This is a genomic window from Kitasatospora sp. McL0602 (assembly GCF_052076145.1).
GTDB lineage: Bacteria > Actinomycetota > Actinomycetes > Streptomycetales > Streptomycetaceae > Kitasatospora.
On the sequence record NZ_CP197246.1, the window covers coordinates 6,504,359 to 6,522,401 of the forward strand.

The window sequence follows — 18,043 nt, forward strand, 5'->3', positions numbered from 1 at the left end:
CGCCACAACCAACAGTTGTAGACATAGGGTGTCGGTATGGATCTCGATGCCGTCCGGACCTTCGTCGCCGCCGCCGACGCGAGGCAGTTCCAGGAGGCCGCCGCCGAGCTGGCGGTCACCCAGCAGGCCGTCTCCAAGCGCATCGCCGCCCTGGAGCGCAACCTCGGCGTTCGGCTGTTCACCCGCACCCCGCGCGGCGCCGAACTCACCATCGACGGGCAGGCGTTCCTGCCCCACGCGCGCGAACTCCTGCGCGTCGCCGAGCGCGCGGCCGACTCGGTGCGCGCCGGCCGTCGTCCGCTGCGCGTCGACGTACTCACCTCGCGCAGTGCGCAGTCGGGCCTGATGCGCGGCTTCCACCGCGTGCATCCCGATGTCGAGCTCGACGTGGTGATGCTGTTCGACATCGAGGCGGCCGTCGCCGCCATCCGGTCCGGTGCGATCGACGCGTCCTTCCGCGCCGTCGCGATGCCCGGCCGGCCCCTCCCCGAGGACATCGAGTCCGTCCGGGTGCTCGACGAGCCGCTCCAACTCCTCACCGGCCCCGGCCATCTGCTGGCGGGCGCCCGGTCGGTGACCGTCGCCCAGCTCGCCGGGCACCGGATCTGGATGCCCGGTGTCGTGCCCGGCACCGAGTGGACCGCCTACTACGACGAGCTCGTCGCCGAGTTCGGCCTCACCATCGAGGCGACCGGCCCCAACTTCGGCTCCGACGCCCTCCTCGACACCATCGCCGACACCCCCGCCCTGGCCACCTTCATGGGCGAGCACACCCGGCTCATCTGGCCCGCCGACCACGGCCTGCGCCGCATCCCGGTGACCGACCCGACACCCGTCTACCCGCACTCGCTCCTCTGGCACCGCGACAACCCCCACCCGGCGCTGGCCACCCTCCGCGCCCACCTCACCGCCACCACCAGCACGGCGGTCGGCCACGACACTGCCGGTTCCTGGATGCCGAGTTGGGTGATCCCGTGATGGCCGCCCGCCACCGGGTTAGAGTCGATCCCATGATCGTATGGCTCAACGGCACCCACGGCGCAGGCAAGACGACGACCGGCGCACTCGTCCAGCAACTGATCCCGGATTCACGGGTGTTCGACGCCGAGAAGGTCGGCGAGACGCTCATGGACATCACACCGGGGCTGCCCGAGACGGACAACTTCCAGCACTGGACGCCGTGGCGGCCGCTCGTGGTCGAGACCGCCCGCCGCGTGCTCGACTACACCGGCGGCACCCTGGTGATGCCCATGACCGTACTGGTCGAGCAGTACTGGCGCGAGATCAGCACGGGCCTCGCCGAACACGGCATCCCGGTAAGGCACTTCGTGCTCCACGCCGACGAGGACACCCTGCGCGCGCGCATCGCGGGGGACACCGTCGTCGGCCCCAACTCCTGGTTCCGCCTCAAGTACCTCGAGCCCTATGCCGAGGCGGCCCGCACCTGGCTGCACGCCGAGGCCGAGGTCGTCGACACCACGCACCTCACGCCTGCCCAGGCCGCCCAGCAGATCGCCGAGGCCGTGAAGAGTTGACCTCCACCGGCGGCGGGACACGACGCCCCACGCTGGTCGCCGTCAGCGGCCCGCCCGGGGCGGGCAAGACGACCCTGGCGCACGCCCTGGCCGACGCGCTCGGTTGGCCGGCGGTCTGTCGCGACGAGATCAAGGAGCGGATGGCCGCCGCCGGTGCCGATCCCGCCGAACACCTGGACCTGGAGACGCTGGAGGAGTTCTTCCGCACCATCGGCGAGCTCCTGAAGTCGGGAACGAGCCTGGTGGCGGAGACGGCGTTCCAGGACCGCCTGTGGCGTCCGGGCCTGGAGCCGCTGGCAGGCCTGGCCGGCATCCGCGTCGTGCGCTGCGTCGTCGATCCTGAACTCGCCCGCGTACGCATCAGCCGCCGGGCGGCCGAAGTGCCCTCCCGTGCCGTTCATGCGGACGCCGATCTCCTGCGCCGCATCGCGGAGGGCGAGCAGCCGATCGAGTCATGGGCCCCGATCGCGCTCGACGTCCCCTGCCTGGTGGTGGACACCACACAGGGCTGGAAACCGTCCCTGGACCGGATCGTCGAGTTCGCCACGCGCGACCTCGACCCCCAGTCGTCCTGCCCCGCTCGTGGGTGAAGTCGTCAAGACTGCTGTCCGGTAAGGCAGTTCACTTATCGACTGATGCTGTCACAGCCCTTGCCATGCCCATGGCAGTCGGTAATCCTGTACTGCCACCTTCGAAGCCGCCCACACGGCTCGGGCTGGCGCGTGAGCATCCTGATCGTCCCCCACATAGGAGCCACCATGCGCAGATTCCTGATACGCGTCGTCACCCTCGCGGCAACGGCGACCGCCCTCGCCGTCCCCGCCGCGCCGACCACGGCGGCCGCCGCACAGGGACTGTCGTTCCGCCCCCTGCACTACAACACCAACGGCTACAACTGGGGCGGCTACGCCGCCACGGGCAGCGGATTCACCTCCGTCTCGGCGACCTGGACCGAGGCGAAGGCGACCTGCAACTCCAGCAACGACCTCTACGCCCCCTGGGTCGGCATCGACGGGTACGGCTCGTCCAGCGTGGAGCAGACCGGGGTCGCGACCGACTGCTCCAGCGGCAGCCCCGTGCACCAGGCCTGGTACGAGATGTACCCGGCGGCCCCCGTCTACCTGAGCACCAGCTCGTACCCGGTGGCGGCCGGCAACGTCATCACCGCCTCGGTGACCTACGCCGGGAGCAACAAGTACACCCTGAAGCTGACCAACTCCTCGCGGGGCTGGACCTACACCACCAGCAAGACGCTCTCCGCGAGCCGCGCCAGCGCCGAGGTCATCATCGAGTCGCCGACCGGGGCCTACCCCAACTTCGGCACCCTGAACTTCAGCTCGGCCACCGTCAACGGCAAGTCCCTCGGATCCTTCGGCCCGGTCGCGCTCGACCCGTCCAACGGCGCCTACGAGGCCCGCACCAGCGCGCTCGGTTCCGGCGGCACCAGCTTCAGCGACACGTTCCTGCGGGAGTAACCGCACCCCCGCGCCACTCGCTCAGCCCGTCAACTCGGTTGGCGGGCTGAGCGTTCGGGGGTGAGAGCCGGTCAGGCACTCCTGCGTAGTAGCTGGTCGGGGAGGTCGGTGAGCCGTTCGATCCGGAGCACCGACTCGTCCGCCGTCGGCGATGGTCCACCGGTGACGAAGTCGATGCCGCGGTCCAGCCAGACGCCGGTGAGCCCGGCGCGGGCGGCTGCGTTCACATCGCTCTCCAGCATGTCTCCCACGTTGACCGCCTGCGCGGGGTCCGTCCGCATCCACCGGCACGCGGCGGCGTAGGCGGCGGGCTTGGCCGCACCGAGCTCGGTCGGGGTCAGGACGGCTTCGAAGTACTCGAGGAGGCTGAAGCGGGCGAGCTTGGCGCGCTGCTGCCCGGGGTCCCCGTTGGTGACCCTGCGACGGTGGTGCTCGGCGAAGGAGCACTCACCGGCCAGGTACTCCCGCATGTGGCGCGCCTCCAGCGTCCACCACAAGGTCACCAGCCCCTCCGGCGGATCCGTCGCGTTCGGCGCGGCCTGGACGATCTGGCCGATCGTCTCCATGACCGCGCTTCGATGATCGACCAGGGTGCCGTGTCGAATCGGGGAATTTGCGTCCAGCGCGTTGCCAGCACCACGCCGGCCGTCGCACCGGGGGCAGGCATCCCCATTAGCCTGCGCGTTTCACTTGGGGTTGGGACCGAATCATGGCCGGGAACGCGAAAGTGTCTTCTGAGCTGGGACGATGAGACCTGCCTGAGGTCTCCGTCGTTCCAGCAGGAAGGCACTTTCTGCGTGTACACCAGTTGCTCCCGCCCAAGTTTGCGTCAATGGCGGCGAGGCGATCCGGGACCTCGTCGTGCTGCGCGACCGGAGTGACGAAGCGACTGCGGGACAGGGCTGGTTCTCTCGCCGTCCGGGTCAGCGGGGTCCGAGGGTTTGAGGGCTGTGGTGCTGGGGCTACCAGCCGGCGTTGAGATGCAGGGGGGCCCGCAGTGCGGTGTTGCGGGGCCAGGTTCCGGGGTGTGCGGTGTCCGGGTCGGTGAGGGTGAGACTGGGGCAGGCGTCGGCGAGGGCGGCAAGGGCGTGCTGGGCGAGATGGCGGGTGTAGGGGGCCCCGGGGCAGTAGTGGATACCGGCACCGAAGGCGACGGTGGGTGGCTGATCCGGACGCTGGGGATCGTAGGTGTCGGCGTCGGTGAGGTCGTGGCGTTCGTCGCGCCCGGCTGAGGCGAGCAGGAGCAGGAGGCGGGCTCCTGCGGGGATGGGTGTGCCGGACAGTCGGGTGTCGCGGGTGGTGTTGCGCAGCCAGCCGGCCAGGGGCGGGTCGTGGCGGAGGGTTTCGTCGAGGGCCTGGTGGAGGCGGTCTGCCTGGTGGAGGTGGTGAAGGGTGTCGGTGGCGAGGAGGCGGTAGAGGGTGTTGGTGAGGAGGCGGGGGACGATCTCGGCGTTGGTGATGAGGACTTCCATCAGGGTGGAGGCGACCTCGTGGGTGGTGAAGCGGTGGCCGTCGGTGTCCTGGTGGGTGAGCCATCCGGAGACGAGGTCCTCGCCCGGTGCGTGGGCGCGTTGTTCGGTGAGGGTGTGGCAGTAGGTGAACAGGGTGTTCAGGGCGTGGGCGGCGGCGGTCTGCCTGGCGTTGTCGACGCGGCCCCAGACGAGTTCTGACAGTGCGGCTGCCTGGTAGGTGATAGCCGGCTGGTCCCGGGGCGGGATGGCGGCCAGGCGGCCGAGGGCGGCGGTGGCGAGGGGGCGTGCCCAGTGGTTGACGAGGTCCCCCGTGTGGGTGGTGCGGGCGGCGAACTGCCGGGCTGCGCGGCGGGTCTCCTCCCGCATGAGGGCGTCCAGTTGCTGCACTCGGCGTTCGGTGGCGGGAAAGGCGGCGGTCATCTGGCGGCGGAACCGGGCGTGGTGCGGCGGGTCCAGGGAGGACAGGACCGGTACGGCGTCGCTGTGTTCGAGGATCGTCTGCGCCCGGGGGCAGAGCGGGTGCAGGGGGACGTAGCCGAGGGCGGTGGAGAAGGTGCCGTCGGCGTCCCGCAGGACGGCGTCGATGTCGCTGTGTCGGGAGATGACCCATACGTCGAGCAGTGGGTCGTGGTAGACGGGGTGGTCGGCGCGTAGGTGGGCGTAGAGGGGGCCGGGTTCGCCGGCCCCGTGGGTGGTGATGGCGCCGGGCGTCACGGCCGGACAGTCGGGCAGGGCTTCGCAGGTGCGGGAGGTTGTCAGCTCGGTGGCCGTCACGGCGTCAGGTCTTTCCGTCTTTCGGGTGAACCGGGTTCAGTGGTCGGCGAAGGGGGTGGGGCGGGCGATGAGCAGCACGGCGTCGTCGTTGAAGCGGTCGGCGCCGTCGGCGAAGTGGGCGCGCAGGGTGGGCAGCAGGGCCTCCCGCAGTTCCGCGAGGCGGGGGTGGCCGGTGTTCCAGAAGTCGGCCAGTACGGTGGCGGCGGCCTGGGCCTTGGCCTCGGGGCCGGGTTCGGGGAAGACCACGTCGACGCGGGCGCGGGTGAAGGCGATGTCGCCGAAACCGCGTTCGGCGAGTACCCGGGCGGCCTGGGCGAGGAGGTGGCCCTGGTGGTCCTGGGCTTCGCCGATGAGTGGGGCGCAGGTGCGGTTCCACAGGGCGATGAGCTCGTTGTCGGGAGCGCCCTGGACGATGATCACCCTGGCTGCGGGGTGGGTGCGGTCGACCGCGCGGGCCAGCTCGGCGACGGCCTGGTCGGGGTCGTCGGTGTAGTGCAGCACCCAGGTGGCCAGAGTTGCGTCGAACTCGGCGTCTCCCACCGGCAGTTGTTCGGCACATCCGGGCAGCACGGTGACGCCTCGGGCGGTCAGCGGGCGCATGCTCTCCTCGCGTGCCGCGTGTGGCTCGATAGTGGTGATCTTCCCGAGCTGTGCGGCGATCTCGCGGACGACCGCGCCGGTGCCACCGCCGACGTCGAGGACCCTGTCGTTGCCGGTGAGCGCGGCGAGGACCGGGGTGATGTCGTGGCGTTCGAAGCGGGCTTCCATGCCCAGCCAGCCGTGCTGGTTCAGCTCGTGGGGCCCTCGGTAGGTCTCGGGCAGCGGGTACGGGCCGACGAGCGCGTGCGCTGGCACGGCCGGACCGCCGGGCTTGATCGCGTAGAGGAACAGGTGCTCCTCGGCGCCCATGCCGGGGAAGTCGGGGTGGAAGACGCTGAGCTGCTCGTGGACGATGTGGAGGCCGGCCTCGCGCAGCAGTCGTCCGTAGGTTTCGGCGGGGTAGCTGGTGGCGCGGATGATCTGGCCCATCCACTGGATCTCCTCGTCCTCGGCGTCGAAGGGGACCGTGGAGAACACGAAGATCCCGCCGGGCGTGAGCCAGTCGGCGATCCGGACGAGGGTGGTGTCCAGGTCCGCGCGGGGCATCTGAAGCAGCGGGAAGAACGCCGTGATCGCGTCCCACCGGCCCGGGGTGTCGGGCAGGGCGCGCACGTCGGCCAGTTCGAACAGCGCGGCGGGTACCTGGGCGCGGGCGAGGTCGACCATGGTGGCGGACACGTCGTAGCCGGTCACCTCGTGCCCGGCGGCGGCGATCCGCTCGGCGGTGGGCCGCCCGGTACCGGAGCCGATGTCCAGCACCTTCGCCCGTGCGGGCAGCCGGGCCAGCAGCCAGTCGATCGCCGCCAGTTGCTCGGGCAGGTGGGCGTAGGTGTCCTCGTACACCTTGCCGAGCACGTCGAAGGGGCGGGCGGCCGTCTCGGCCGTCCCATCGTGCCGGGCGGTGACGGCGGTGACGGCGGTGGCGGCGGTGGCGGAATCGGTGGTCATCGTGTGGGCGCTCCTCATGACTTGGGGTTTCGGGATGGTGATCAACAACACCGGCGAGACACTACACTGCGGAGTCGATCAAGTACCAAGCGTTACGGCCCGTAGGGCAAACCTTTCTTCTATTCCGGAAGTTGCACCTCATATGACAAGCACCATCGACGTCGGCCATGCCGCGTACTTCGCCTTCCGCGACCGGCTCCTTGGCGACCTGCGCACCACGATCCTGACCGACGAGCAACTGTGCGAGGCCGGACGACTCATCTACGGCGACCCGAACGGGTTGTCCTTGTACGGCATCGCCGCCCCCGACATGGCGGCCAAGCGGATCACCCTGCTGGGCCGCACCGTCATCGAATGCTCCATCGACGCCTACACCGCACCGGTCGCCGACGCCCTCGCCCAACTCCAGGCCGGCACCGAACCCGAGGGTCCCGACCCGGACAACCCGCTGATCGTGGACCTGTTCTGCGGCTCCGGGAACTTCGGCTACCACCTCGGACAGCGCCTCACTCGCCCCGTCCACGCCTCCGAACTCGATCCCGCCGTCTACGGCACCACCCGCAACAACCTCGACCGCATCGGCTCGGCGATCACCCTGCAGCTGACCGACTACCGGCACCTGCTCGGCCAACTCCCCGCCCGCAGCACCCACGACACGTACGTCGTCGAACCGCCCTGGGGCCCCGCCTTCACCGCCGACGGCCTCGACCTCACCCGCACCTCACCCCCGGTGCCCGAGATCCTCGACGACATCCGCCGCTCCCGCGATGGCCTGTCCTGCCACATCGCCATCAAAACCAACGACCAGATCGCCCACGACTCCCTGACCCGCTCCTTCGCCGGCGTCCGGTACCTGCGCCGCATCACCCCCGAGCCCTGCCTGCCCCACGGCGCCAACATGGACTTCCACCTCTACGAACTCCACGCCTGACGCTGCACACCGGGCCGGTGACACATCCCGCCTCGTTCGACCCCATCGAGAGGCGCACGGCGCCGCAAGAGGTGCGGCCGGCCGGATGAGCGGGACTGCCGGACACGTATTCGACGGGAATCAGTGGCCGTTGGCGAAAAGTGCCTTCTGGACTGGGACGATGAGGCTTGTCTAGGGTCCCAGTCGTTCCAGCGGGAAGGCACTTTCGCGTTTCCGATCATGATCCGGACGCGCCCCCAGACGAAACGCGCAGGTTAGTTAGTCGCCGAGGACCCGCTCCCACAGCAGCCCGTCCCGCCAGCTTCCGTCGAGAAAGATCGAGGAGTGCGCGACGCCGTACGGGCTGAACCCGTTGCGGCGCAGCACCCGCTGTGACGGCAGATTCTCCAGATTGGTGGACGCCTCGGCGCGGTGCAACCCGAGTTCGTCCGTCATCACCCGGAGTACAAGCCCGACGGCGTGCCCGGCGTGCCCCTGATTCTGGGCGACGCTGGCGATCCAGTATCCGACGGAGCCGCGGCGCAGATGCGGCTGCGGCAGGATGCCTCCGACGGTGACCTGCCCGATCACCTGGTCGTCGGCGAGCACCACGCCCGGCCAGACCGAGCCGGCCCGGTATCCGGCCAACAGCCTGTCGATCCGCTCCGCCTGGCCCTCCGGGGTGAAGAAGCCGGCCGGCTGGGCCGGTTCCCACGGCCGGAAAGCCTCGAAGTCCCGCACCCGATGCGCCGCTATCGGGGCGGCGTCGGTGGGCTCGATCAGGCGGATCCTGGTGCTGCTGCGCATGGGCTGATCCTCGTCGCGGTGCGTCGGATGAGACGGCCAGCCTATGCAGGGGTGCTCGCGCCGCCGCACCCTACGCCCACCAGAGGAACGAGTCGATCGCGCAACTCGTGTTCTCGATACCGTGCACGCAGAAGGTGCCTTCCACTTGGACCGACAGAACCCCTCGACAAGGTTCATCGTCCCAGCTCAGAAGGCGCTTTCGTATTTCCTCCCCGCTTCCGGCCTCATCTCGACCGAAACGGCGAGGCTAAGCGCCAAGTCCTCCGGCTGGCCGGGCACGCTCTGCGCGGCAATTTGCGGAGCAAGTCAGTCGGTCCACCTGACTGGGTTGCCGTGAAGATTTCCGTCTCCGCAGGGCCAAGCGCTGGAGGCGAGCGGGCCGAGCGGGGTCTGAAAGAGCAGCAGTTCACTGTCCAACGCAAAGGCGATCTGCCCGCTGTCGAGCAGCAGTGTCCGGCTCATGACGTTCCGGGAGTCGTCGGTGGCGAAGTACTCCTGCTGCCCGAGGCTCGAGTCGATTGCCAGGAGCCTGCCGTCTCGCCAGAACACCGCGGTGCCGGCACAGTCCAGGGCGGGGTACGAGGTGTAGTAGCCGGTCAGCGCAGGCCCGTCCACCAGCGCCCCTGTGCCGGTCAGTTCCCGGAACCTGGAGTGAGAGGGGAGGCGGTTTTCCAGCTCTGGGCCCCGAATCGCTCCGGATGCATTGACCAGCATGGCTCCGTGGCTGTTCCAGCGCGCGACCTGAGCGCCGTCCCGGTCGTAGCGTGTGGTGCTGAACTCCCCGTAGCCCTGCGAGCCGATCAGGAACTCCGCCGGCCCGGCAATGGCTTTCCGGCCCGTCGGCAAGGGCTTTGTCGACGCGACGATTCCGCCGCCCGCCAGGTCCAGGAAGAAGGTGGCTCCGATCCCACTGCGTTCCTCCACGAAGCTGGCGGCCACTCTGTCCCCGGACACCAGCAGCGGTTCCCAGTGATCGACGTCGACTTCCTGCGGAGTCCACGGCCGCTTGGGGCGCACCTCCCAGTCGGTCTGGACTCCCGCCTCAACCACACCTGCGTGAGAGAGCGCGCCGAGACTGATCGGTGACGACCACAGGCACCGACCGTCGCGGGCGTACCTGGCTACACGGGGCTCGCGGTACGGGGCATTGCCGCGCTGGTAAGGGGGAGCGGCGGCCCAGGAGATGCAGAACCCGTCGTCCAGCACCACGAAGGCGCTGATCTCTTCGCCGGCGTCGCAAGCAGGGGCAATGACGCTCCCGGTCTCACCGTCCGGGCCGATTTCCTCCAGCACCGGCCCGCCGTCCCCAGGCCGGGCCAGCCACATCACTCCCTGCCGGGAGCCACGAGACCGCGGACGCCCGGTGCCTGGAAAGGTCCGCTGCCACAGCACGGCACCCGAGAGGTCCACCGCGCTCAGAACCGTTTCGAGGATGCCGGCCCCGTGACTCGTCACGTAAAGCGGGCCCGCAGGGTGGTGGGCTACCAGGCTCCGCACCTGGCCGGGCATGGCTACACGCGTAGGGACGATCATGGATCCGAATCCTGCCGCATCGGGAAGGATCGCGTCGGGCCAACTGGCGATCCTCGTCACGACAACCGTCCACGACCTCCTGCCATCCTTGCATGAATGTTCCGTAGTGCGTATATTCATGCCAAGTCGAAGGAGGGAAACGCCATGGCATTGCGAGTCGCCGTCGCCGGCGCCAGTGGGTATGCGGGTGGTGAGGTGTTGCGCCTGCTGCTCGGGCATCCCGGGGTGGAGATCGGGGCGCTGACCGGGGGGTCGAATGCCGGGGTGCGGTTCGGGGAGTTGCAGCCGCATCTGCTGCCGCTCGCCGACCGGGTGCTGGAGGCGACCACGCCGGAGGTGCTGGCGGGGCATGACGTGGTGTTCCTGGGGCTGCCGCACGGGCAGTCGGCCGCCGTCGCCGAGGCGCTCGGTGCGGATGTGCTGGTGGTGGACTGCGGGGCCGACTTCCGGCTGAAGGACGCGGGGGAGTGGGAGGCGTTCTACGGCTCGCCGCACGCCGGCACCTGGCCGTACGGGATGCCCGAACTGCCGGGCCACCGCGCTGCGTTGGCGGGGACGAAGCGGATCGCCGTACCGGGCTGCTACCCGACGGCCGTGACGCTCGCGCTGTTCCCGGCGTACGCCGCGCGGCTGGTGGAGCCGGAGGCGGTGATCGTCGCGGCCTCGGGCACCTCGGGTGCGGGCAAGGCGGTGAAGCCGCATCTGCTCGGCAGTGAGGTGATGGGCTCGATGAGCCCGTACGGCGTCGGTGGCGGGCACCGCCACACGCCGGAGATGTCGCAGAACCTCGGCCCCGTCGCCGGGGAACGGGTGATCGTGTCGTTCACCCCGACGCTCGCGCCGATGCCGCGCGGCATTCTCGCGACGTGCAGTGCCAAGGCGCGCCCGGGGGTGACGTACGAGGCCGTCCGTGCCGCGTACGAGAAGGCTTTCGCGGGCGAGCCGTTCGTCCGTCTGCTGCCCGAGGGGCAGTGGCCGCAGACCAGCAGTGTCTACGGCTCCAACGCCGCTCTCGTCCAGGTCGCGCTGGACGAGCACGCCGGGCGGGTCGTCGTGGTCAGCGCGATCGACAACCTGGTGAAGGGCACCGCGGGCGGCGCGGTGCAGAGCATGAACATCGCCCTCGGCCTGCCGGAAGAGCTGGGCCTCCCCATGACTGGAGTCGCACCATGACTGCGCCGACCGAGCAGCAAGAGCAGCAGCAGGACCAGAACATCGGCGTCACGGCGGCCAAGGGCTTCCGCGCCGCCGGCGTCACCGCCGGGCTGAAGGCCTCCGGCCTGCCCGACCTGGCGCTGGTGGTCAACGACGGTCCGTCGCTGGCCGCCGCCGGCGTGTTCACCGCGAACCGGGTGAAGGCTGCCCCCGTGCTCTGGTCCGAGCAGGTGGTGAAGGGCGGTCAGATCGCCGCCGTCGTGCTCAACTCCGGTGGGGCCAACGCCTGTACGGGCCCGGGGGGCTTCCAGGACACCCACGCAACGGCGGAGAAGGTGGCCGAGGAGCTGAAGGTCGGTGCGGGTGAGGTCGCCGTCGCGTCCACCGGCCTGATCGGGGTGCGGCTGCCGATGGACCTGCTGCTGCCGGGCGTCGAGCAGGCCGCGCAGGCGCTCACCGAGACCGGTGGCGCGGCCGCCGCGATCGCGATCAAGACCACCGACACCGTGCACAAGACCGCCCAGGTCACGGTCGGCGGCTGGACGGTCGGCGGCATGGCCAAGGGCGCGGGCATGCTCGCCCCGGGCCTGGCCACCATGCTCGTGGTGCTCACCACCGACGCCGCGCTGAAGGCCGAGGGCCTGGACGCGGCGCTGCGCGAGGCGACCCGCACCACCTTCGACCGGGTCGACTCCGACGGCTGCATGTCGACCAACGACACCGTGCTGCTGCTCTCCTCCGCCGCCTCCGGGATCGTGCCGGAGCAGGCCGAGTTCGCCGAGGCCGTCCGTACGGTCTGCGCGGATCTCGCCCGTCAGCTGGTCGGCGACGCGGAGGGCGCGAGCAAGGACATCCGGATCGACGTGACCGGCGCCGCCACCGAGGAGGAGGCCGTCGACGTCGCCCGGACGATCGCCCGGAACAACCTGCTCAAGTGCGCCCTGCACGGCGAGGACCCGAACTGGGGCCGGGTGCTGGCCGCGATCGGCACCACCAAGGCCGCGTTCGACCCGGACGAGCTGGACGTCGCGATCAACGGCATCTGGGTCTGCAAGGGCGGCAGCGTCGGCGAGGACCGCGACCTGGTCGACATGACGGGCCGTGAGGTGGTGATCTCGGCCGATCTGAACGCGGGTACGGCGGCCGCCACGGTGTGGACCAACGACCTCACCGCAGACTACGTCCATGAGAACAGCGCCTACTCTTCCTGATCCGGGGGCCAAGACCGTGCAGATCGCACCCAAGGGCGAACAGGCCCGCAACAACACCGCGTTGCCCAAGGCGCTCACCCTCATCGAGGCGCTGCCCTGGCTGGAGCGCTTCCACGGCAAGACCATCGTGATCAAGTTCGGCGGCAACGCCATGGTCGACGAGTCGCTGAAGGCGGCCTTCGCCCAGGACGTGGTCTTCCTGCGCTACGCCGGTCTGCACCCCGTCGTGGTGCACGGCGGCGGCCCGCAGATCAGCGCGCAGCTGGCGAAGTTGGGCCTGGAGTCCTCCTTCACCAACGGCCTGCGGGTGACCACCCCCGAGACGATGGACGTCGTCCGGATGGTGCTGGCCGGCCAGGTGCAGCGTGAGCTGGTCGGGCTGCTCAACGAGCACGGCCCGTTCGCCGTCGGCATGACGGGCGAGGACGCGCACACCATGACGGCCGTGAAGCGGTACGCCGTGGTGGACGGCGAGCAGGTCGACATCGGGCTGGTCGGCGACATCGTCAACGTCGAGGCGGGCGCGGTGAAGGCGCTGATCGCCGACGGCCGCATCCCCGTCATCTCCAGCATCGCGCGCGGCGGCGACGGCCATGTCTACAACATCAACGCCGACACCGCCGCCTCGGCGCTGGCGGTCTCGCTGGGCGCCGAGATGCTGGTCGTGCTGACCGACGTCGAGGGCCTCTTCGCCGACTGGCCGAACTCCGACGACGTGATCAGCCAGCTCGGCGCGAGCGAGCTGGAGGAGCTGCTGCCGACGCTGGCCAGCGGCATGCTGCCGAAGATGGAGGCCTGCCTGAACGCCGTCCGCTCCGGCGTCGGCACGGCCCGCGTGCTGGACGGGCGGGTGCAGCACTCGCTGCTGCTGGAGATCTTCACCGACGAGGGCATCGGCACCATGGTCGTGCCCGACGACGAATCTTTCCTGACCGGGGGGCTGGCATGAGCAACGACGACCTCGCACAGCGGTGGCAGCACACGCTGATGAACAACTACGGCACCCCGCGCGTCCCGCTGGCGCGCGGCGCGGGCGCCAGGCTCTGGGACGCGGACGGCAAGGAGTACCTCGACCTGGTCGGCGGCATCGCCGTGAACGCGCTCGGCACCGCCCACCCGGCGGTGGTCGAGGCCGTGTCACGGCAGATCGGCGAGCTGGGCCACATCTCCAACCTGTTCATGGCCGAGCCGACGATCCGCCTCGCCGAGCGGCTGCTGGAGATCTCCGCCGACCCGCGCGGCGGCCAGGTCTTCTTCTGCAACTCCGGCGCCGAGGCCAACGAGGCCGCCTTCAAGATCAGCCGGCTGACCGGCCGCACCCACCTGGTCTCGCTGCAGGGCTCCTTCCACGGCCGGACGATGGGCGCCCTCTCGCTCACCGCCCAGCCCGCCAAGCAGACGCCCTTCCTCCCGCTGCCCGGCGAGGTCACCCACGTGCCCTTCGGTGACGTCGAGGCTCTGCGGGCGGCCGTCACCACCGAGACCGCCGCCGTCTTCCTGGAGCCGATCCAGGGTGAGAACGGCGCCATCCCGCTGCCCGAGGGCTACCTGCTCGCGGCCCGCGAGATCACCCGGGCGACGGGCACCCTGCTCGTCCTGGACGAGGTGCAGACCGGCATCGGCCGCACCGGCCACTGGTTCGCCCACCAGGCGTACGAGGGCGTCGAGCCGGATGTCGTCACGCTCGCCAAGGGCCTGGGCGGCGGGCTGCCGATCGGCGCCGTGATCGCGTACGGCGAGGCGGCGAAGCTGCTGCAGCCGGGCCAGCACGGCACCACCTTCGGCGGGAACCCGGTGGTCGCGGCGGCGGCCCTCGCGGTGATCGACACCATCGAGAAGGAGGGCCTGCTGGAGCAGACCCGCCGGACGGGCGAGCTGCTGCGGCGCGGCATCGAGGCGATCGGCGACCCGCTGGTCGACCACGTCCGGGGTGCCGGGCTGCTGCTCGGGATCGTGCTCACCCAGCCCGTCTCGGCGCTGGTGCAGGCGGCGGCGCAGCAGGCGGGCTTCCTGGTGAACGCCGCCGTGCCGGACGCGGTGCGGCTGGTGCCGCCGCTGGTGCTGACCGAGGCCGAGGCGGAGAGCTTCCTCGCCGCGCTGCCCGCGATCCTGCGCAGCGCCCGCGATGCCGCACAGGACGCCGCACAGGATGCCGCCCGGGAGGGTGCCCGTCAGGGTGCCCCCGACGCGAAGCCCCGAGCGTAGTCCGGGAGAATTATCAATATGACCGCAACCCATCCCGACCAGCCCGCCGCCGGGCCGACCTCGCAGGTGCCGCAGACCCGCACCGCGCGCCACCGGCGGATCGTGGACCTGTTGACCCGTCAACCCGTCCGCTCGCAGAGCCAGCTGGCCAAGCTGCTCGCCGACGACGGCCTCGTGGTCACCCAGGCCACCCTCTCCCGGGATCTGGACGAGCTGGGTGCGGTGAAGATCCGCAACCGGGACGGCGCGCTGATCTACGCCGTCCCGGCCGAGGGCGGCGACCGCACGCCCCGCGCGCCGATGGGCGAGTCCGCCAGCGAGGGCCGGATGGCCCGGCTGGCGGGGGAGTTGATGGTCTCGGCGACGGCCTCCGGCAATCTCGTGGTGCTGCGCACCCCGCCGGGCGCGGCCCAGTTCCTGGCCTCGGCGATCGACCAGGCCGAGGTCTTCGAGATCATCGGCACCATCGCGGGGGACGACACCGTCCTGCTGATCAGCCGCGACCCCTCGGGCGGCCAGGCGCTGGCCGACCACCTGATGCAACTGGCCCAGGCCAAGGCGCAATAGGAGCAGTAGGGCAGTAGGCCCCGCAGGTTGAGGGGGTTTTGATTTTCATACGGTGTGGTGCATACTTATGCCTGTCGCCGTAATCCTGTTCATACTTTTGCGAAGGAGAAAGCCGTGACCGAGCGCGTCGTACTCGCCTATTCGGGCGGTCTGGACACGTCCGTCTGCATCGGCTGGATCGCCGAGGAGACGGGCGCCGAGGTCATCGCCGTCGCCGTCGACGTCGGCCAGGGCGGCGAGGACCTGGACGCCATCCGTCAGCGCGCACTCGACTGCGGCGCCGTCGAGGCCGAGGTCGCGGACGCCCGTGACGAGTTCGCCGACGAGTACTGCCTCCCGGCGCTCAAGGCGAACGCCCTCTACCAGGGCCAGTACCCGCTGGTCTCGGCGCTGTCCCGCCCGGCGATCGTCAAGCACCTGGTCGCCGCCGCGAAGAAGCACGGCGCGACCACCGTCGCCCACGGCTGCACCGGCAAGGGCAACGACCAGGTCCGCTTCGAGGTCGGCATCCAGTCGCTGGCCCCCGAGCTGAAGTGCATCGCCCCCGTCCGCGACTACGCGATGACCCGGGACAAGGCGATCGCCTTCGCCGAGGCGAAGAACCTCCCGATCGTGACCACCAAGAAGAACCCGTACTCGATCGACCAGAACGTCTTCGGTCGCGCCGTCGAGACGGGCTTCCTGGAGGACATCTGGAACGCCCCGATCGAGGACGTCTACGAGTACACCCAGAACCCGGCCACCCCGCGTGAGGCCGACGAGGTCGTCATCACCTTCGAGGCCGGCGTGCCGGTCGCGATCGACGGCCGCAAGGTCACCATGCTCCAGGCCATCGAGGAGCTGAACAAGCGGGCCGGCGCCCAGGGCATCGGCCGCCTCGACATGGTCGAGGACCGGCTCGTCGGCATCAAGTCCCGCGAGATCTACGAGGCCCCCGGCGCGATCGCCCTGATCACCGCCCACCAGGCCCTGGAGAACGTCACCGTCGAGCGCGAGCTGGCCCGCTACAAGCGGCAGGTCGAGCAGCGTTGGGCCGAGCTGGTCTACGACGGCCTCTGGTTCTCCCCGCTCAAGCGCGCCCTCGACGGCTTCATCGCCGAGGCCAACCAGAGCGTCACCGGCGACATCCGGATGGTCCTGCACGGCGGCCGCGCCGTCGTCAACGGCCGCAAGTCCGACCAGTCGCTGTACGACTTCAACCTGGCGACGTACGACACCGGCGACACCTTCGACCAGTCGATGTCCAAGGGCTTCATCGAGATCTTCGGCATGTCCTCGAAGATCGCCGCCCGCCGCGACCTCGCCTGAGCCGCACCCTCTCACCGAGCCCCGGCCGTACCCCCCGACGGCCGGGGCTCACCCCCACCCACCTCGTAAAGGAGCCCACGCGATGCCGAACGACCAGAATGCAGACGTCCGCCTCTGGGGCGCGCGCTTCGCCGACGGCCCCTCCGAGGCGCTGGCCAAGCTCTCCGCCTCCGTGCACTTCGACTGGCGGCTCGCGCCGTACGACATCGCCGGCTCCAAGGCGCACGCCCGCGTGCTGCACAAGGCCGGGCTGCTGAGCGTGGACGAGCTGACCGGCATGCTCGGCGGGCTCGACCAGCTGCTCGCGGACGTCGAGGCCGGCACCTTCACCGGCACCGTCGCGGACGAGGACGTGCACACCGCCCTGGAGCGCGGCCTGCTGGAGCGGCTCGGCGCCGACCTCGGTGGCAAGCTCCGGGCCGGGCGCTCGCGCAACGACCAGATCGCCACGCTGTTCCGGATGTACCTGCGGGACCACGCGAAGATCATCGGCGGCCTGCTGCTGGACCTCCAGCACGCCCTGGTCGGCCTCGCCGAGGCCCACCCCGACACCGCCATGCCGGGCCGCACGCACCTCCAGCACGCCCAGCCGGTGCTCTTCGCCCACCACGTCCTCGCCCACGTGCAGGCCATCGGCCGGGACGCCGAGCGGCTGCGCCAGTGGGACACCCGCACCGCCGTCAGCCCGTACGGCTCCGGCGCGCTGGCCGGCTCCTCGCTCGGGCTCGACCCGGAGGCCGTGGCCGCCGAGCTCGGCTTCGAGCGGGGCTCGGTCGGCAACTCCATCGACGGCACGGCCTCGCGCGACTTCGTCGCCGAGTTCGCCTTCGTGACGGCGATGATCGGGATCAACCTCTCCCGGATCGCCGAGGAGGTGATCATCTGGAACACCAAGGAGTTCGGCTTCATCACGCTGCACGACGCCTTCTCCACCGGCTCCTCGATCATGCCGCAGAAGAAGAACCCGGACATCGCCGAGCTGGCCCGGGGCAAGTCCGGCCGCCTGATCGGCAACCTGACCGGCCTGCTCGCCACCCTGAAGGCCCTCCCGCTCGCGTACAACCGCGACCTCCAGGAGGACAAGGAGCCGGTCTTCGACTCCTGCGACACCCTCGAAGTCCTGCTGCCCGCCTTCACCGGCATGATGGCCACCCTCACCGTCCACCGCGAGCGGCTGGAGGAGCTGGCCCCGGCGGGCTTCTCGCTCGCCACCGACATCGCCGAGTGGCTGGTCAAGCAGGGCGTGCCGTTCCGCGTCGCCCACGAGGTCGCGGGTGCCTGCGTCAAGGTCTGCGAGGGTCAGGGCATCGAGCTCTCCGACCTGACGGACGAGCAGTTCGCCGGGATCTCGACGCACCTCACCCCCGAGGTCCGCTCCGTGCTCAGCGTCCACGGCGCCATCGCCTCCCGCAACGGCCGGGGCGGCACCGCCCCCTCCGCCGTCGCCGTCCAGCTCGCCGAGCTGAAGACCGACCTCGCCACCCAGCAGGAGTGGCTCCAGGGCTGAGAGCCGCATCAGGGGCGCGGCAGGGGCGCGGCAGGG

The 18,043-nt window shown here is 70.4% G+C and carries 17 protein-coding genes; 12 read left to right on the forward strand and 5 right to left on the reverse strand.

Annotated elements, in window-relative coordinates; all coding sequences use genetic code 11:
- Positions 1–36: 36 nt before the first annotated feature.
- The 4 genes from ACR68M_RS29540 to ACR68M_RS29555 all read left to right on the forward strand — a co-directional run bounded on the left by ACR68M_RS29540 (position 37) and on the right by ACR68M_RS29555 (position 3,010).
- Entirely contained in the window at positions 37–978 is a 942-nt protein-coding gene (locus ACR68M_RS29540; RefSeq protein WP_441247205.1) for a LysR family transcriptional regulator, read from the forward strand.
- Between the two features lie 32 nt (positions 979–1,010).
- Positions 1,011–1,535: an AAA family ATPase gene (locus ACR68M_RS29545; protein WP_441247206.1), complete on the forward strand. Its 525-nt coding sequence runs from the start codon at positions 1,011–1,013 to the stop codon at positions 1,533–1,535.
- The gene (locus ACR68M_RS29550; protein ID WP_441247207.1) at positions 1,532–2,125 is read left to right on the forward strand and encodes an AAA family ATPase; all 594 of its coding nucleotides are present in this window, start codon (positions 1,532–1,534) and stop codon (positions 2,123–2,125) included. The genes ACR68M_RS29545 and ACR68M_RS29550 overlap by 4 nt, the downstream gene beginning before the upstream one ends.
- A gap of 168 nt (positions 2,126–2,293) precedes the next feature.
- Positions 2,294–3,010, forward strand: coding sequence for a G1 family glutamic endopeptidase (locus tag ACR68M_RS29555; protein WP_441247208.1), 717 nt, complete (start codon positions 2,294–2,296; stop codon positions 3,008–3,010).
- 71 nt (positions 3,011–3,081) lie between these two features.
- Here the strand turns inward: ACR68M_RS29555 and ACR68M_RS29560 are convergent, their stop codons facing one another.
- From ACR68M_RS29560 to ACR68M_RS29570, 3 genes are all read right to left on the reverse strand, one after another.
- Positions 3,082–3,576, reverse strand: coding sequence for an HAD family hydrolase (locus tag ACR68M_RS29560; RefSeq protein WP_441247209.1), 495 nt, complete (start codon positions 3,574–3,576; stop codon positions 3,082–3,084).
- A gap of 396 nt (positions 3,577–3,972) precedes the next feature.
- On the reverse strand, positions 3,973–5,256 hold the full coding sequence (locus ACR68M_RS29565; protein ID WP_441247210.1) for a cytochrome P450: 1,284 nt from the start codon (positions 5,254–5,256) through the stop codon (positions 3,973–3,975).
- A 36-nt stretch (positions 5,257–5,292) separates the two neighbouring features.
- Positions 5,293–6,804, reverse strand: coding sequence for a methyltransferase domain-containing protein (locus ACR68M_RS29570; protein WP_441247211.1), 1,512 nt, complete (start codon positions 6,802–6,804; stop codon positions 5,293–5,295).
- A gap of 142 nt (positions 6,805–6,946) precedes the next feature.
- On the opposite strand from ACR68M_RS29570, the gene ACR68M_RS29575 reads away from it, so the two are divergent.
- On the forward strand, positions 6,947–7,735 hold the full coding sequence (locus ACR68M_RS29575) for a hypothetical protein (RefSeq protein WP_441247212.1): 789 nt from the start codon (positions 6,947–6,949) through the stop codon (positions 7,733–7,735).
- A 258-nt stretch (positions 7,736–7,993) separates the two neighbouring features.
- Here ACR68M_RS29575 and ACR68M_RS29580 read toward each other — a convergent pair whose 3' ends face one another.
- Both ACR68M_RS29580 and ACR68M_RS29585 read right to left on the reverse strand, forming a co-directional pair.
- Positions 7,994–8,521: a GNAT family N-acetyltransferase gene (locus ACR68M_RS29580; protein ID WP_441247213.1), complete on the reverse strand. Its 528-nt coding sequence runs from the start codon at positions 8,519–8,521 to the stop codon at positions 7,994–7,996.
- 306 nt (positions 8,522–8,827) lie between these two features.
- A complete protein-coding gene (locus tag ACR68M_RS29585; protein ID WP_441247214.1) occupies positions 8,828–10,114 on the reverse strand; it encodes a hypothetical protein in 1,287 nt (428 codons plus the stop codon).
- Between the two features lie 84 nt (positions 10,115–10,198).
- On the opposite strand from ACR68M_RS29585, the gene argC reads away from it, so the two are divergent.
- The 7 genes from argC to argH all read left to right on the forward strand — a co-directional run bounded on the left by argC (position 10,199) and on the right by argH (position 18,007).
- Positions 10,199–11,227: an N-acetyl-gamma-glutamyl-phosphate reductase gene (gene argC, locus ACR68M_RS29590; RefSeq protein ID WP_441247215.1), complete on the forward strand. Its 1,029-nt coding sequence runs from the start codon at positions 10,199–10,201 to the stop codon at positions 11,225–11,227.
- Between the two features lie 41 nt (positions 11,228–11,268).
- Positions 11,269–12,420, forward strand: a complete 1,152-nt coding sequence (argJ, locus tag ACR68M_RS29595) for a bifunctional glutamate N-acetyltransferase/amino-acid acetyltransferase ArgJ (protein ID WP_441251748.1) — start codon at positions 11,269–11,271, stop codon at positions 12,418–12,420.
- Entirely contained in the window at positions 12,395–13,369 is a 975-nt protein-coding gene (gene argB, locus ACR68M_RS29600) for an acetylglutamate kinase (RefSeq protein WP_441247216.1), read from the forward strand. Before argJ ends, argB begins: the two co-directional genes overlap by 26 nt.
- Complete coding sequence (locus tag ACR68M_RS29605; protein ID WP_441247217.1) at positions 13,366–14,625, forward strand: acetylornithine transaminase; 1,260 nt, start codon at positions 13,366–13,368, stop codon at positions 14,623–14,625. The genes argB and ACR68M_RS29605 overlap by 4 nt, the downstream gene beginning before the upstream one ends.
- 18 nt (positions 14,626–14,643) lie before the next feature.
- On the forward strand, positions 14,644–15,192 hold the full coding sequence (locus ACR68M_RS29610) for an arginine repressor (protein WP_441247218.1): 549 nt from the start codon (positions 14,644–14,646) through the stop codon (positions 15,190–15,192).
- Positions 15,193–15,306: 114 nt separating this feature from the next.
- On the forward strand, positions 15,307–16,500 hold the full coding sequence (locus ACR68M_RS29615; protein ID WP_441247219.1) for an argininosuccinate synthase: 1,194 nt from the start codon (positions 15,307–15,309) through the stop codon (positions 16,498–16,500).
- An 82-nt stretch (positions 16,501–16,582) separates the two neighbouring features.
- On the forward strand, positions 16,583–18,007 hold the full coding sequence (gene argH / locus ACR68M_RS29620; RefSeq protein WP_441247220.1) for an argininosuccinate lyase: 1,425 nt from the start codon (positions 16,583–16,585) through the stop codon (positions 18,005–18,007).
- Positions 18,008–18,043: the final 36 nt, after the last annotated feature.